The organism is Mycobacterium sp. pW045 (assembly GCF_041287085.1).
Lineage (GTDB): Bacteria > Actinomycetota > Actinomycetes > Mycobacteriales > Mycobacteriaceae > Mycobacterium > Mycobacterium algericum_A.
Map to the genome: position 1 here is coordinate 32,809 of NZ_JBGGKU010000010.1, position 13,050 is coordinate 45,858.

The 13,050-nt window shown below is 67.8% G+C and carries 12 protein-coding genes; 7 read left to right on the plus strand and 5 right to left on the minus strand.

Features of this window, described 5'->3' with window-relative positions; translation table 11 throughout:
* Positions 1–36 precede the first annotated feature (36 nt).
* Positions 37–975: a type I pantothenate kinase gene (coaA, locus tag ACAG20_RS16275; protein WP_112684998.1), complete on the minus strand. Its 939-nt coding sequence runs from the start codon at positions 973–975 to the stop codon at positions 37–39.
* Between the two features lie 45 nt (positions 976–1,020).
* Between coaA and ACAG20_RS16280 the strand changes: the two genes are divergently transcribed.
* The 5 genes from ACAG20_RS16280 to ACAG20_RS16300 all read left to right on the plus strand — a co-directional run bounded on the left by ACAG20_RS16280 (position 1,021) and on the right by ACAG20_RS16300 (position 6,822).
* Positions 1,021–2,229: a DUF885 domain-containing protein gene (locus ACAG20_RS16280; protein WP_370493306.1), complete on the plus strand. Its 1,209-nt coding sequence runs from the start codon at positions 1,021–1,023 to the stop codon at positions 2,227–2,229.
* A 46-nt stretch (positions 2,230–2,275) separates the two neighbouring features.
* Positions 2,276–3,550 (plus strand): serine hydroxymethyltransferase, encoded by a 1,275-nt coding sequence (gene glyA, locus ACAG20_RS16285; protein WP_112684958.1) that lies wholly within the window; start codon positions 2,276–2,278, stop codon positions 3,548–3,550.
* 75 nt (positions 3,551–3,625) lie between these two features.
* Positions 3,626–4,453, plus strand: a complete 828-nt coding sequence (locus ACAG20_RS16290) for an acyl-ACP desaturase (protein WP_370493307.1) — start codon at positions 3,626–3,628, stop codon at positions 4,451–4,453.
* Between the two features lie 194 nt (positions 4,454–4,647).
* On the plus strand, positions 4,648–5,955 hold the full coding sequence (locus ACAG20_RS16295) for a PhoH family protein (RefSeq protein ID WP_112684962.1): 1,308 nt from the start codon (positions 4,648–4,650) through the stop codon (positions 5,953–5,955).
* A gap of 57 nt (positions 5,956–6,012) precedes the next feature.
* Complete coding sequence (locus tag ACAG20_RS16300; protein WP_370493408.1) at positions 6,013–6,822, plus strand: polysaccharide deacetylase family protein; 810 nt, start codon at positions 6,013–6,015, stop codon at positions 6,820–6,822.
* Between the two features lie 16 nt (positions 6,823–6,838).
* On the opposite strand, the gene ACAG20_RS16305 is transcribed toward ACAG20_RS16300, so the two are convergent.
* Positions 6,839–7,510, minus strand: coding sequence for a hypothetical protein (locus tag ACAG20_RS16305; protein WP_370493308.1), 672 nt, complete (start codon positions 7,508–7,510; stop codon positions 6,839–6,841).
* A 168-nt stretch (positions 7,511–7,678) separates the two neighbouring features.
* Between ACAG20_RS16305 and ACAG20_RS16310 the strand changes: the two genes are divergently transcribed.
* Together ACAG20_RS16310 and ACAG20_RS16315 are read left to right on the plus strand one after the other, a co-directional pair.
* On the plus strand, positions 7,679–8,632 hold the full coding sequence (locus ACAG20_RS16310; protein WP_112684968.1) for an oxygenase MpaB family protein: 954 nt from the start codon (positions 7,679–7,681) through the stop codon (positions 8,630–8,632).
* A gap of 13 nt (positions 8,633–8,645) precedes the next feature.
* Positions 8,646–9,233, plus strand: coding sequence for a TetR/AcrR family transcriptional regulator (locus tag ACAG20_RS16315; RefSeq protein ID WP_112684970.1), 588 nt, complete (start codon positions 8,646–8,648; stop codon positions 9,231–9,233).
* On the opposite strand, the gene ACAG20_RS16320 is transcribed toward ACAG20_RS16315, so the two are convergent.
* Genes ACAG20_RS16320 through glpX form a run of 3 tightly spaced genes read right to left on the minus strand, consistent with a single transcriptional unit; the run spans position 9,190 to position 13,005 of the window.
* Positions 9,190–10,542 (minus strand): MFS transporter, encoded by a 1,353-nt coding sequence (locus ACAG20_RS16320; protein ID WP_370493309.1) that lies wholly within the window; start codon positions 10,540–10,542, stop codon positions 9,190–9,192. The two genes, ACAG20_RS16315 and ACAG20_RS16320, sit on opposite strands and share 44 nt — an antisense overlap.
* A gap of 8 nt (positions 10,543–10,550) precedes the next feature.
* A complete protein-coding gene (locus ACAG20_RS16325) occupies positions 10,551–11,948 on the minus strand; it encodes a class II fumarate hydratase (RefSeq protein WP_370493310.1) in 1,398 nt (465 codons plus the stop codon).
* Between the two features lie 25 nt (positions 11,949–11,973).
* Positions 11,974–13,005, minus strand: a complete 1,032-nt coding sequence (glpX, locus tag ACAG20_RS16330) for a class II fructose-bisphosphatase (RefSeq protein WP_370493311.1) — start codon at positions 13,003–13,005, stop codon at positions 11,974–11,976.
* Positions 13,006–13,050 lie beyond the last annotated feature (45 nt).

Below are 13,050 nucleotides of genomic sequence, written 5' to 3' on the forward strand. Positions count from 1 at the left end.
GCGCCCGACTCCGCCCGTGCGTGCGATCGCCGTGAGCTAGAGCTTGCGCAGCCGCAGCCGGTTGATGGAGTGATCGGCGTCTTTGCGCAGCACCAGGGTCGCCCGGGGCCGGGTCGGCAGGATGTTCTCGACCAGGTTGGGACGGTTGATGGAGCGCCAGATGTCGCGGGCGGCGGCCACCGCCTGTTGGTCGTTGAGGTCCGCGTAGTGGTGGAAGTGCGACTCGGGATCGGCGAACGAGGTGGAACGCATCGCCAGGAACCGGGAGACGTACCAGTGCTCGATGTCTTCGACCCGGGCATCGACATACAACGAGAAGTCGAACAGATCCGAGACCATCAGCGTGGGCCCGGTCTGCAGCACATTGAGACCCTCGAGGATCAAGATGTCGGGGTGACGGACCACTTGTTTGGCGCCCGCGACGATGTCATAGCTCAGGTGTGAATACACCGGCGCGCACGCGTAGTCGGCGCCGGATTTCACCGAGGTGACGAAGCGCATCAGCGCGCGCCGGTTATAGCTTTCCGGAAACCCTTTACGGTGCATCAGGTTCCGGCGTTCCAACTCCCGGTTGGGGTAGAGGAACCCGTCGGTGGTGACCAGATCCACCCTCGGGTGGCGGTCCCAGCGAGCCAACAAGGCCTGCAGTACGCGCGCCGTCGTCGACTTGCCGACGGCCACGCTGCCGGCCACCCCGATGATGAACGGCACCGGGCGGTCGGGGCTCTGGTCGCTCTCGCCGAGGAACTCCGCGGTGGCGGCGAACAGCTGCTGGCGGGCGGCGACCTGCAGGTGCAGCAGACGGGCCAGTGGCAGATAGACCTCTTCGACCTCGAGCAGGTCGACCTGCTCACCGAGACCGCGCAGTGCCACGACCTCTTCTTCGGTGAGCGGCATCGGCGTCGACATACGTAGCGTCCGCCATTGACGTCGGTCGAACTCCACATAGGGACTCGGCTCGCTAAGCCGCCGCATGACCATACAGTCTTGCAGCAGGCTCGACGGTTAGCCTGATCGGGTATGGAGCCCGCTGCATTGACCCATGAATACCTGCTGCTCGGTCTGCGCTTCGACCGGATCGAGCCGGGTTATGTCGACGCCTTCACCGGTGACCCGGCGCTGCGCCGCCTCGTCGAGAACGAGCCGATGCCCGACCCGGCGGTGCTGGCCCAGCAGGCCGAGAAGCTGCTCACCGAACTGCCGGGTGGTCTCGAAGCGGCGCGCGCCGACTACCTGCGGGCGCACCTGCGGGCGCTGGCGTGCGCGGGCCGCAAGTTCGCCGGGGAGCAGGTCGGTTTCATCGACGAGGTGCGCGAGTACTTCGACCTCACCGGCATCGGTAAGGGTGACACCGACCGCTACCGGCAAGCCCACGCCCGGCTGGACGAAGCGCTGGGCGGAACCGGCCCGCTGGCCGAGCGAATGGCCGCACACCGCCGCGCCGAGGAGATTCCGCCGGAGCGGCTCGAAGCGGCGATCCATGCCTTCTCATCGGCGCTGCGTGACCGGGTACGCACCCAGTTCCCGCTGCCGGAGACCGAGGTCATCAGCTATGAGGTCGTCACCGACAAGCCGTGGTCGGGTTTCAACTACTACCACGGTGACTACCGCTCCACGGTGGCCGTCAACGCCGACCTCAAACAGCTGATGTCGAACCTGCCCAGACTGGTCGCCCATGAGTCCTACCCGGGCCATCACACCGAGCACTGCCGCAAAGAGGCCGGGCTGGTCTCGCACCTGGGCCAGGCCGAGCAGACGATTTTTCTGGTCAACACCCCGCAGTGTCTGATGGCCGAGGGCCTGGCCGACCTGGCGCTGTACGCCGCGGTCGGGTCAGGCTGGGGCGGTTGGGCCGAAGAGATCTACGCCGACCTGGGGCTGCGGTTCGATGGTGAACGGGCCGAGGCGGTGGCGGAGGCAGCCGCGGCGCTCGCCGAGGTGCGCCAGGACGCGGCGCTGATGCTGCACGACGAGCGTCGCGACGTCGACGAGGTGGTCGACTATCTGCGCCGCTGGCTGCTGGTCACCGACGATCGGGCCCGCCAGATGCTGCGGTTCTTGTCGTCACCGCTGTGGCGGGCCTACACCTCGACCTACGTGGAGGGCTACCGGCTGCTGCGCGCCTGGCTGGACGGCCGGCCCGCGGCGGCGAGCCTCACCGAGCGGTTCGGCCGGTTGCTCGACGAGCCGCTGATCCCGTCGACGCTGCGGGCCGAGCTGGCTCTATAGACTGACCGGCGTGACTGCCGCACCGCATACCCGCCCCGCGTCCACGATGTCGACCCCGCTGGCCGAACTCGATCCCGACATCGCCGAGCTGCTCGGCAAGGAGCTGGGGCGCCAGCGCGACACCTTGGAGATGATCGCGTCGGAGAACTTCGTGCCGCGTGCGGTACTGCAGGCGCACGGCAGCGTGCTGACCAACAAATACGCCGAAGGTCTGCCGGGCCGGCGCTACTACGGCGGCTGCGAACACGTCGACGTGGTGGAGAACATCGCCCGCGACCGCGCCAAGGAACTGTTCGGCGCGGAGTTCGCCAACGTCCAGCCCCACTCGGGTGCCCAGGCCAATGCCGCGGTGCTGCAGGCGCTGATGGAACCGGGGGAGCGACTGCTCGGCCTGGACCTGGCCAACGGCGGCCACCTGACCCATGGGATGCGGCTGAACTTCTCCGGCAAGCTCTACGAGAACGCCTTCTACGGCGTGGACCCGGTGACCCACCGCGTCGACATGGATGTGGTGCGCGCGCAGGCGCTGGAGTTCAAACCGAAGGTGATCATCGCCGGCTGGTCGGCTTATCCGCGGATCCTCGATTTCGAAGCCTTCCGCTCGATCGCCGATGAGGTGGACGCCACGCTGTGGGTGGACATGGCGCACTTCGCCGGGCTGGTCGCCGCCGGCCTGCACCCGTCGCCGGTGCCGCACGCCCAGGTGGTCTCGACCACCGTGCACAAGACCCTCGGCGGGCCGCGCTCCGGGCTGATCGTCGGCAAGAAGGAGTTCGCCAAGCAGATCAACTCGGCGGTCTTCCCCGGTCAGCAAGGCGGTCCGCTGATGCACGTGATCGCCGCCAAGGCCGTCGCGCTGAAGATCGCCGGCACACCCGAGTTCGCCGAGCGCCAGCAACGCGTGCTCTCGGGCGCGAAGATCCTTGCCGAGCGGTTGTTGGCCGACGACGTTGCCAAGGCCGGTGTGTCGGTGGTCAGCGGTGGCACCGATGTGCACCTGGTACTGGTCGATCTGCGGGATTCGCCGCTGGACGGGCAGATGGCCGAGGACCTGCTGCACGAGGTCGGCATCACCGTCAACCGCAACGCCGTCCCCAACGACCCGCGCCCGCCGATGGTCACCTCCGGGCTGCGGATCGGTACCCCGGCGCTGGCCGCCCGTGGCTTCGGCGATACCGAGTTCACCGAGGTGGCCGACATCATCGCCACTGCGCTGGCGGCCGGTTCGGCCGTCGACATGTCGGCGCTGCGGGCCCGGGTCGGCAAGCTGGCGCAGGACTTCCCGCTCTATGACGGTCTGGAGGACTGGAAGCTGGCCTGACCGGGCGGGTCGCCCGTGGAGGACACGCCGCCCCGAGTTGACAAGATAGTGTGAATCCGGGTTACAGTTACTTTCATGGCTGAACGTCCCGTTGCTAACGCGCTGATTCGTGAGCTGGAGCCGGTTGTCGCCGCGAACATGGTCCGCCACATCGACACCGTGGACCCCTGGTACGCGCACGACTTCGTGCCGTTCGAGCAGGGCGAAAACTTCGCCTTCCTCGGCGGCAAGGACTGGGATCCGTCGCAGGTCAGCCTGCCCACGGTGATCACCGACGCTTGCGAGATCCTGCTCATCGAGAAGGACAGCCTGGCCGGCTACCACCGCGAGTTCGTCGAGCACTTCATCCTCGAGGACAAGTGGGGGCGCTGGATCGGCCGGTGGACCGCCGAAGAGCATCTGCACGCCATCGCGCTGCGCGAATACCTGATCGTCACCCGGGAGATCGACCCGGACGCCAACGAGCGCGTCCGCATGGAGCATGTGCAGAAGGGCTACCGCGCCGACCAGTACAGCCAGGTCGAGACGCTGGTGTTCATGGCGTTCTATGAGCGCGCCTGCGCCGAGTTCTGCCGCAACCTGGCCGAACAGATCGAGGAACCGGTACTCAAGGGCCTGATCAACCGGATCGCCGGTGACGAGGAACGCCACGAGGAGTTCTTCGCCAACCTGGTCGCGCACTGCCTGGACTACGTGCACGACGAGACGGTGGCCGCCATCGCCGCCCGGGCCGGCGAGTTGAAGGTCATCGGCGCCGACATCGACGCCTACGCCGGCCGGCAGGCCGGAATCGCCGAAGCCGGGATCTTCGGGCCTGACCAGTTGCGCCGGGTGATCGCCGACCGGATCAACGCCTGGGGCCTGGCCGCGCACCCCGATTTGAAGGCGTTCGCCAGCAGCTGACGAGCTCCGGCGCGCCTGCGCGGCGCGCACGCGCCGACGGGGGTACCGTCGCAAGCGATGGCTTGCCACACGCTCTGCCGTCTAGGCGGCACCACCGGTCGTGACTACGACAGGACCGGCCCCGGTTCTGGTGCTGCGTTCCCCGTCGATCTGCTCGCGCGGGGTCGCGCGCGCCCTCACCGCTGGAGCGCTCAGTGCCTGATATCCGGACGTACGTGCTTGACACCTCTGTGCTGCTGTCGGACCCTTGGGCCTGCACCCGGTTCGCCGAACACGAGGTCGTCGTCCCGCTGGTGGTGATCAGCGAACTGGAGGCCAAACGCCACCACCATGAGCTCGGCTGGTTCGCTCGCCAGGCGCTGCGGCTGTTCGACGACATGCGACTGGAGCACGGTCGCCTTGATCAGCCCATCCCGGTTGGGACACAGGGCGGCACGTTGCACGTCGAACTCAACCACAGCGATCCTGCGGTGTTGCCCTCGGGGTTTCGCACCGAGGACAACGATTCGCGGATTCTGACCTGCGCCGCCAACCTCGCCGCCGAGGGACGGCGAGTCACGTTGGTGAGCAAGGACATTCCGTTGCGGGTCAAGGCCGCTGCGGTGGGCCTGGCCGCTGACGAGTACCACGCCCAGGACGTCATCGTCTCCGGCTGGACCGGGATGGACGAGGTCGAGGCATCCGTCGACGACATCGATGCGCTATTCGACGAGGGCGAGATCGACCTGGCCGCGGCGCGAGACCTGCCCTGCCACACCGGGGTACGGCTGCTCGGCGGCAGCTCGCACGCTTTGGGCAGGGTCAATGCCGCCAAGCGGGTGCAGTTGGTCCGGGGTGACCGGGAGGCCTTCGGCCTGCGCGGGCGCTCCGCCGAGCAGCGCGTTGCGCTGGATCTGTTGCTCGACGAATCGGTCGGCATCGTCTCGCTCGGCGGCAAGGCGGGCACCGGCAAATCCGCGCTGGCGCTGTGCGCCGGCCTGGAGGCCGTCCTGGAGCGGCGGACCCAGCGCAAGGTCGTGGTATTCCGCCCGCTCTACGCCGTCGGCGGCCAGGAACTGGGTTACCTGCCGGGCAGCGAGAACGAGAAGATGGGGCCGTGGGCCCAGGCGGTGTTCGACACTCTGGAGGGCCTGGCCAGCCCGGCGGTGCTTGAGGAGGTGGCCTCGCGCGGCATGCTCGAGGTGCTGCCGCTGACCCACATCCGGGGCCGCTCACTGCACGACTCGTTCGTGATCGTCGACGAGGCACAGTCGCTGGAACGCAACGTGCTGCTGACGGTGCTGTCGCGGTTGGGCACCGGGTCGCGGGTGGTGCTCACCCACGACGTCGCCCAGCGCGACAACCTGCGGGTCGGCCGCCACGACGGCATCGCCGCGGTGATCGAGAAGCTGAAGGGCCACCCGCTGTTCGCCCACATCACGTTGCTGCGCAGTGAGCGTTCGCCGATCGCCGCGCTGGTCACCGAGATGCTCGAGGAGATCAACGGCCCCGAGCTGCGGTGAGCCCCCGGGTAGGCTGCCCGCGTGCCGTGTTTGCGAGTGCTTGCCGCCCTGATCGCCATGGCGGTGGTAGGAGCCTGTGCCGCCCCCGCCCACCACGCTGCTGCGAACCCCGTGGACTGCGCCGCCGTCAAGTGCGTGGCGCTGACCTTCGACGACGGGCCCTCGCCCTACACCGACCGGTTACTGCGGATCTTGAACGACGCCGACGCGCGCGCCACCTTTTTCCTGATCGGCAACAAGGTGGCGGCCGACCCGGCAGGCGCTGCGCGGATCGCCGAAGCCGGGATGGAGATCGGCAGCCACACCTGGGAGCACCCGAACATGACGGAGATCCCGGCCAACGATGTGCCCGCGCAGTTCGCGAAGGCCAACGACGCGATCCGGTCGGCCACCGGTTCCGTGCCGACGCTGTGGCGCCCCCCGGGCGGGCTCACCGACGACGCGGTGAATCAGCAGGCCGCCAAATTCGGCCAGGCCGCGATCCTGTGGGATGTCATCCCGTTCGACTGGATCAACGACGCCGACACCGCCGCGACCCGTTACATGCTGATGACCCAGATCAAGCCCGGGTCGGTGGTGCTGTTCCATGACACCTATTCGTCCACCGTCGATCTGGTCTACCAATTTCTGCCGGTGCTCAAAGCCAATGGCTACCACATGGTTACGGTCGGCGAGCTGCTCGGGCCGCGCGCCCCGGGCAGCGTGTACGGGGGCCGGGAGAACGGCCCGCCGGTCAACGAGCTGCATGACATTCCGCCCGCCGACATCCCCGGGCTGCCGGCGACACCGTCGCCGCCGCCGATGCCGAACTTCCCGATCACCGACATCGCCGGGGCGAACTCGGGTGGGCCGAACAACGGGGCGTGATCTCCGCCGCAGGGAGTCACGGGATGAGACTCGTCAGAATGTCATCCAGAACCGGGATCTCGGTGAGGTCCAGGGCCATGCCGATGTCGGCCATTCCGGTGGGATCAATCGCTGCGTCGATATCAGCTGACGGATTGAGGTCCAGGACCGAAGTCACGTCCGCTAGCGCCGTGCTGACTCCGGCAGCCAAAGCCGGATCCGTTCCCCCTGCGAACACCGCGTCGTCGACCTCTTGCAAGCCGGTTCCCGATTCCTCGGCTGGGGAGGGATATGGTTCGAAACCGAAAAATTGTGCGGTCTGATACCAGAGCTGGGCGAGCAGGAGAGTCGCTGGAAATATCAGCAGCCCGAAGCCCATCATTACCGGGCCGATAATCGGAAGTTGCTCAAGAGCTTCCACGAGCAGCAGCCACGCGGCCGAGCCGGCATCCGGATTGCTCAGTTCATACCAGAACAGTTGCCAGAAATCGGGGTCGAGGAGCATCAGGGAGTCGCCCTCCGCCGCGCCGGCAGATGTCTCGCCAAGACCGGCCAGGTCGCTGACCGCCTCGGCGGCGGCGAGTTCAACCGTGGGCTGGATCATGCGGGGCGCCGCCGTGGGGGTGACGCAAATCAGGCCGGCGCTGAGCAGGCCGGCGCTCAGCAGGGCAACACCGGTCGTGGCAGGCGGGCGATGTGTCGGGTCCATCGGCAAATCGTCGCCCGTGTGAGCCGTGAAGGATCCAGTGGTGCACTACTGCAGTTCCGGACCGGGACTACTTACGCCATGATCTCGGCGACCTCGTCCCCGCCCTGAGCCTTGACACGTTGACACAGAAAGCTAGTCTTTGTGTCATCGGAGTCGAGGAGGCCCCACATGACGGCAGTGGCCGGCAAAGTCACCAGCATCGACCGCGCCAGCCGCGTACGCCCCAAAGTGATGGCCCAATTCCGCAGGCATTCCGGCAGCGTGCTCACCGGACTGTTCGGCGCCGCGGCCTTCGACGAGGTGGCGCTGGTGCCGGTGGCCGCCGCGGTGGACAAGACAGGGCGCTTCGAGCGCAACTTCACCGACCGCGCCATCCGCAGCGGATTCTCTGCGCTGCTTGCCATCTGGGGCGACGCCGAGGACCGTGCCGCCGAGGGAGAACGCCTCAAGCGGATGCATCGCGACGTGCATGGCCACGGCAAAGGCGACTTCGCCGACGTGCGCTACAGCGCGCTGAGCCCGCGGCTGTGGAACTGGATCGCCGTCAGCGGCATGTTCGTGACCCTCAATTCGTTCACCCCCGTCACCGGGATCGAGTGGACCGACGCCGAGCGGGAGGCGGCCTACCTGCAATTGCTGGAAGCGTTCCGGGCCATCGAGCTGCCCGGCAAGGCCGCCAAGTTCCCGGCCAGCTACGCCGAGGCCGCCGCCTACTACGAGGAGATGGTGCGGACCGACCTGCAGGCCAACCCGTTTTTGGATCGGGTCACCGCAGGTCTGGGCCGGTTGCCGTTGCCGTCGGCGCTGCCGGCCCCGGTTCGGGCCGCCGCCGGTCCGCTGTGGTCGGTGGTCAGCGCCGGAGCCGGCCGCGTGGTGAAGATCTGCTCGTTCGGGATCATGCATCCCGGTGTCCGCGAGCTGACCGGCTTCGGGTGGCAGCCACGCCACAACGCGGAGTTCGCCGTCTATACGCACTTGGCGCAGCTGGCCTGGCGGATCCTGCCCGATCGACTCGTGCTGGTACCGCTGGCCTACAACCGGCTGCAGTACGAGAAGCTGGTGAAGCTGCACCGGTCGGTCGCGCTGGACTCTTTCGCGCCATCCGGCTGCCCGATGGGATGACACACTGGTAGCGATGTCATCGCGACGAAGTACCGCGAGCCCGGCAGAGCAGGAGGCCGCCATTCTCAAGGCGGCCGCCGAGGAGGTCGGCCTGGTCGGGGTGGGGCGGGCCAGCCTCGACGTCATCGCCCGCCAGGCCGGAGTCAGCCGCAGCACCTTGTACCGGCGTTTTCCGACCCGGGACGCGCTGATCACCGAGCTGGGCCGCCGGGCTTTCGACCATGCGATGACTCAGCTGCGCACGGTCGCGGTGGATTCCGGACCGCGCGACGCCGCAGTAGCGGCGTTCTGCGCCGGGTTGCGCCTGCTCACCACCGATCCGGTGGTGCGAAAGCTGCTCCGGCTCGACGGCGGCGTACCGATGATCGCCGGGATGTACCGGGAGGCGGAGACATTCCTGTCGGGCGCGTCGAACGCGATGGCCAAGGCGTTGCGCGCCGCCGGGGCCACCATGCCCGACGCCGACCTGGTGGCTGCCGCCGAATTGCATGTGCGGCTGGCTGCGTCGATCGCCCAGGTGCGAACCTCGGTGCTCGATCCGCGGGATGGCAAGGCGGTCAGCGCTTACGCGACGAAGTTTCTGGCACCGCTGGTCTGGTAGGGGCGCAGCCGAGCGCAACCACCATCCCGGCCGCGGCGAGCGACATCGCCCCGATCACCCACAGCGCCACCTTGGGGTCGCCGGTCAGATCCGTCAGCCAGCCCGTGACATACGGGCCGCCGAAGCCGCTCAGATTGCCCAGTGAATTGATCAAGGCGATGCCACCGGCCGCCGCGGTCCCGGTCAGAAACGTCGACGGCAGCGCCCAGAAGACCGGCATGGCGCACATGATCGCGCACGTCGACACCGTTATCGCGGCCATCGCCAGATACGGGTTGGCCAGGTAGAGCGCTGCGGGGATGCTGACGCCGCCGATGATCGCCGGGATCGCCACATGCCAGACGCGTTCGCCCGTCCGGTCGGCGTGCCGGGCCCACGGCACCATCACGACCGCTGCGACCGCCCAGGGAATCGCAATCACGACACCGCGCCCGATCAGGCTCAGTCGGCTGCCGTACTGCTGCTCGAACCCGGCGACAATGCTGGGCAGAAAAAACCCGACGGCGTACAGCCCGTAGACGATCCCGAAGTAGACGAATGCCAGCGCCAGCATCCGGGGATGACTGAGTGCCTTCTTGAGCCCCCAGTGCTGACCGGCCTCGGCCGCTGCGCGTTCGTTCGCCAATGTCGTTTCCAGCCACCGCTTCTCGTCGGCGTCGAGCCAGCCGGCCTGAGCAGGCCGGTCGGTCAGATAGAACCAGCACACGAATGCAAGAGCGATCGCCGGCAGGCCTTCGGCCAAGAACATGAAACGCCACCCGGCGAGACCGAAAACCCCGTGCCCCCAGTCGATGACGAGCGAGGACAACGTTGAGCCAATCGCCGTCGAGACCGGCACCGCCACCATGAAGAGCGAGATGGCCCGCGACCGCTGCTTCTGTGGGAACCAGAACGTGAGATACAGGATGATCCCCGGGAAGAAGCCGGCCTCGGCCACCCCGAGCAGGAACCGCAGTACCACGAGCGTTGTCGCGTTGGGGACGAAAGCGATTGCGGTGCTCACGATTCCCCACGTCAGCATGATGCGGGCCAGCCAGCGCCGACCGCCGAACCGGTGCAGCGCGATGTTGCTGGGTACCTCCAGCAACAGGTAGCCCAGGAAGAAGATCCCCGATGCGAACCCGAACATCGTCGCGGTCATGCCGAGGTCGTCGTTCATGCCGTTGGGACCGGCGAAGCCGATGTTGACGCGGTCGAGGTAATTGATGAAGTAGAGCAGCGCCAGAAAAGGGATGAGGCGACGAGTCACCTTCGCCATCGCCGCCCGGCCCACCACGGGCCCAGCGGACCCGACCGGTTCGCCGGCCATGAGGTTGCTTAGGCGTCCTTCACCTTGGCCATCGCCAGCACATCGAGACGCTTGTCGAGCTCGGCCTCCGAGAGGCTTTCGCCGATCAGTCCGCGATCGATCACGGTCTGACGGATCGTCTTGCGCTCCTTGAGGGCCTGCTTGGCCACCGCGGCGGCCTCCTCGTAGCCGATCGCGGAGTTCAGCGGCGTCACGATCGACGGGCTCGACTCGGCCAGCTCGCGCAGGTGCTCCTCATTGGCGACCAGCCCGACGATGCAGCGCTCGGCGAACAGCCGCGAGACGTTGGTCAGCAGCGTGAAGGACTCCAGCATGTTGCGGGCCATCATCGGGATGTAGACGTTGAGCTCGAAGGCGCCGTTGCCGCCGCCCCAGGCGATCGCCGCGTCGTTGCCGATCACTTGCGCCGCCACCTGGGTGACCGCCTCGGGCAGTACCGGATTCACCTTGCCCGGCATGATCGAGCTGCCTGGCTGCAGGTCGGGCAGCTGGATCTCGGCCAGGCCGGTCAGCGGGCCCGAGCCCATCCAGCGGATGTCGTTGGCGATCTTGGTCAGCGACACCGCGATGGTGCGCAGCGCCCCAGACGCCTCGACCAGGCCGTCGCGGGCGGCCTGCGCCTCGAACGAGTTCGCCGCGGTGCGCAGCTCGGTGATCCCGGTCTCGGCGACCAGCACCTCGACGACCTTGGGGCCGAAGCCCTCCGGGGCGTTGAGGCCGGTGCCGACGGCGGTGCCGCCGATCGCCAGCTCACCAAGGCGGGGCAGCGTCGACTGCACCCGCTCGATTCCGGCGGCGATCTGGCGGGCGTAGCCGGAGAACTCCTGGCCCAGCGTCACCGGGACGGCGTCCATCAGGTGGGTGCGGCCCGACTTGACCACGGTGCGCCACTGCGTGGCCTTGGCGGCCAGCGCGTCGTGCAGCTCCTGCAGTGCCGGGATCAGGTGGCGCACTGCGGCCTCGGTGGCCGCGATGTGGGTGGCGGTCGGGAAGGTGTCATTGGACGACTGCGACATGTTCACGTCGTCGTTGGGGTGCACCGTGACCCCGTTGGCGGCCGCGATCGACGCGATCACCTCGTTGGTGTTCATGTTGGAGCTGGTGCCCGAACCGGTCTGGAACACGTCGATGGGGAACTGGTCGTCGTGTTTGCCGTCGGCGATCTCGGCGGCGGCCGCCTTGATCGCGTCGGCCTTCTCCCGGGCCAGCAGCCCCAGGTCGGCGTTCACCTGCGCGCACGCGCCCTTGAGCAGGCCGAGCGCCCGGATCTGGGTGCGCTCCAGCCCGCGCCCGGAGATCGGGAAGTTCTCCACCGCGCGCTGGGTCTGCGCGCGCCACAGCGCGTTCACCGGCACCCGGACCTCGCCCATGGTGTCGTGTTCGATGCGGTATTCGGTGTCGCTCATAGGTTCTTCAGTCCTCGGTTGACGGTCAGGGCAGGGGGTAGGCGGCGTCGGCGTCGCCGGTGAAATCGACCGCCGAATACTCGTTGAGCTTCGACAGCCGGTGGTAGGCCTCGATCATCCGGACGGTGCCGGACTTCGAGCGCATCACGATCGACTGGGTGGTGCAGCCGCCGGGGTAGTAGCGCACCCCGTTGAGCAGGTCGCCGTCGGTCACGCCGGTGGCACAGAAGAACACGTTCTCGCCGGAGACCAGGTGTTCGGTGGTCAGCACCTCGTCGAGGTCATAGCCCGCGTCGAGGGCCTTTTGGCGTTCGGCGTCGTCGGTGGGTGCCAGCTGGGCTTGGATCTCCCCGCCCATGCAGCGGATCGCCGCGGCGGCGATGATGCCCTCCGGGGTGCCGCCGATCCCGGCCAGCATGTCGGTGCCCGACTCCGGCCGGCACGCCGCGATCGCCCCGGCCACATCGCCGTCGGTGATCAGCCGGATCCGCGCCCCGGCGGCCCGCACATCGTGGATGAGCTGCGCGTGCCGCGGCCGGTCCAGGATGCACACCGTCATATCCCGCGGGGACAGGCCCTTGACCTTGGCGACGGCCTTGACGTTCTCGGCGATCGGTTTGGTGATGTCCAAGACGTCGGCGGCTTCGGGGCCCACAGCGATCTTGTTCATGTAGAACACCGCCGACGGGTCGAACATCGCGCCGCGCTCGGCCACGGCCAGCACCGAGATGGCGTTCGGCATGCCCTTGCTCATCAGGGTCGTGCCGTCGATCGGGTCGACGGCGAAGTCGCAGTCGGGTCCGTCGCCGTTGCCGACCTCTTCGCCGTTGTAGAGCATCGGCGCGTGGTCTTTCTCGCCCTCGCCGATGACCACCACGCCGCGCATCGACACCGAGTTCACCAGTTCGCGCATCGCGTCGACGGCCGCGCCGTCGCCGCCCTCCTTGTCGCCGCGGCCCACCCATCGGCCGGCGGCCATGGCGCCGGCCTCGGTCACCCGCACCAGCTCCAAGGCCAGGTTGCGGTCCGGAGCTTCCCGTCGAGATGGTCCCGTCATGCCAGTCACGGCTGTTGATTCTCCCAGAGTCGGATCAACACCGCT

Coding starts and splice junctions, on each gene's coding strand:
- coaA (WP_112684998.1), bottom strand. CDS start 975: ATGCGGCGGCTTAGCGAGCCGAGTCCCTATGTGGAGTTCGACCGACGT.
- ACAG20_RS16280 (WP_370493306.1), top strand. CDS start 1,021: ATGGAGCCCGCTGCATTGACCCATGAATACCTGCTGCTCGGTCTGCGC.
- glyA (WP_112684958.1), top strand. CDS start 2,276: ATGTCGACCCCGCTGGCCGAACTCGATCCCGACATCGCCGAGCTGCTC.
- ACAG20_RS16290 (WP_370493307.1), top strand. CDS start 3,626: ATGGCTGAACGTCCCGTTGCTAACGCGCTGATTCGTGAGCTGGAGCCG.
- ACAG20_RS16300 (WP_370493408.1), top strand. CDS start 6,013: ATGGCGGTGGTAGGAGCCTGTGCCGCCCCCGCCCACCACGCTGCTGCG.
- ACAG20_RS16305 (WP_370493308.1), bottom strand. CDS start 7,510: ATGGACCCGACACATCGCCCGCCTGCCACGACCGGTGTTGCCCTGCTG.
- ACAG20_RS16310 (WP_112684968.1), top strand. CDS start 7,679: ATGACGGCAGTGGCCGGCAAAGTCACCAGCATCGACCGCGCCAGCCGC.
- ACAG20_RS16315 (WP_112684970.1), top strand. CDS start 8,646: ATGTCATCGCGACGAAGTACCGCGAGCCCGGCAGAGCAGGAGGCCGCC.
- ACAG20_RS16320 (WP_370493309.1), bottom strand. CDS start 10,542: ATGGCCGGCGAACCGGTCGGGTCCGCTGGGCCCGTGGTGGGCCGGGCG.
- ACAG20_RS16325 (WP_370493310.1), bottom strand. CDS start 11,948: ATGAGCGACACCGAATACCGCATCGAACACGACACCATGGGCGAGGTC.
- glpX (WP_370493311.1), bottom strand. CDS start 13,005: ATGACGGGACCATCTCGACGGGAAGCTCCGGACCGCAACCTGGCCTTG.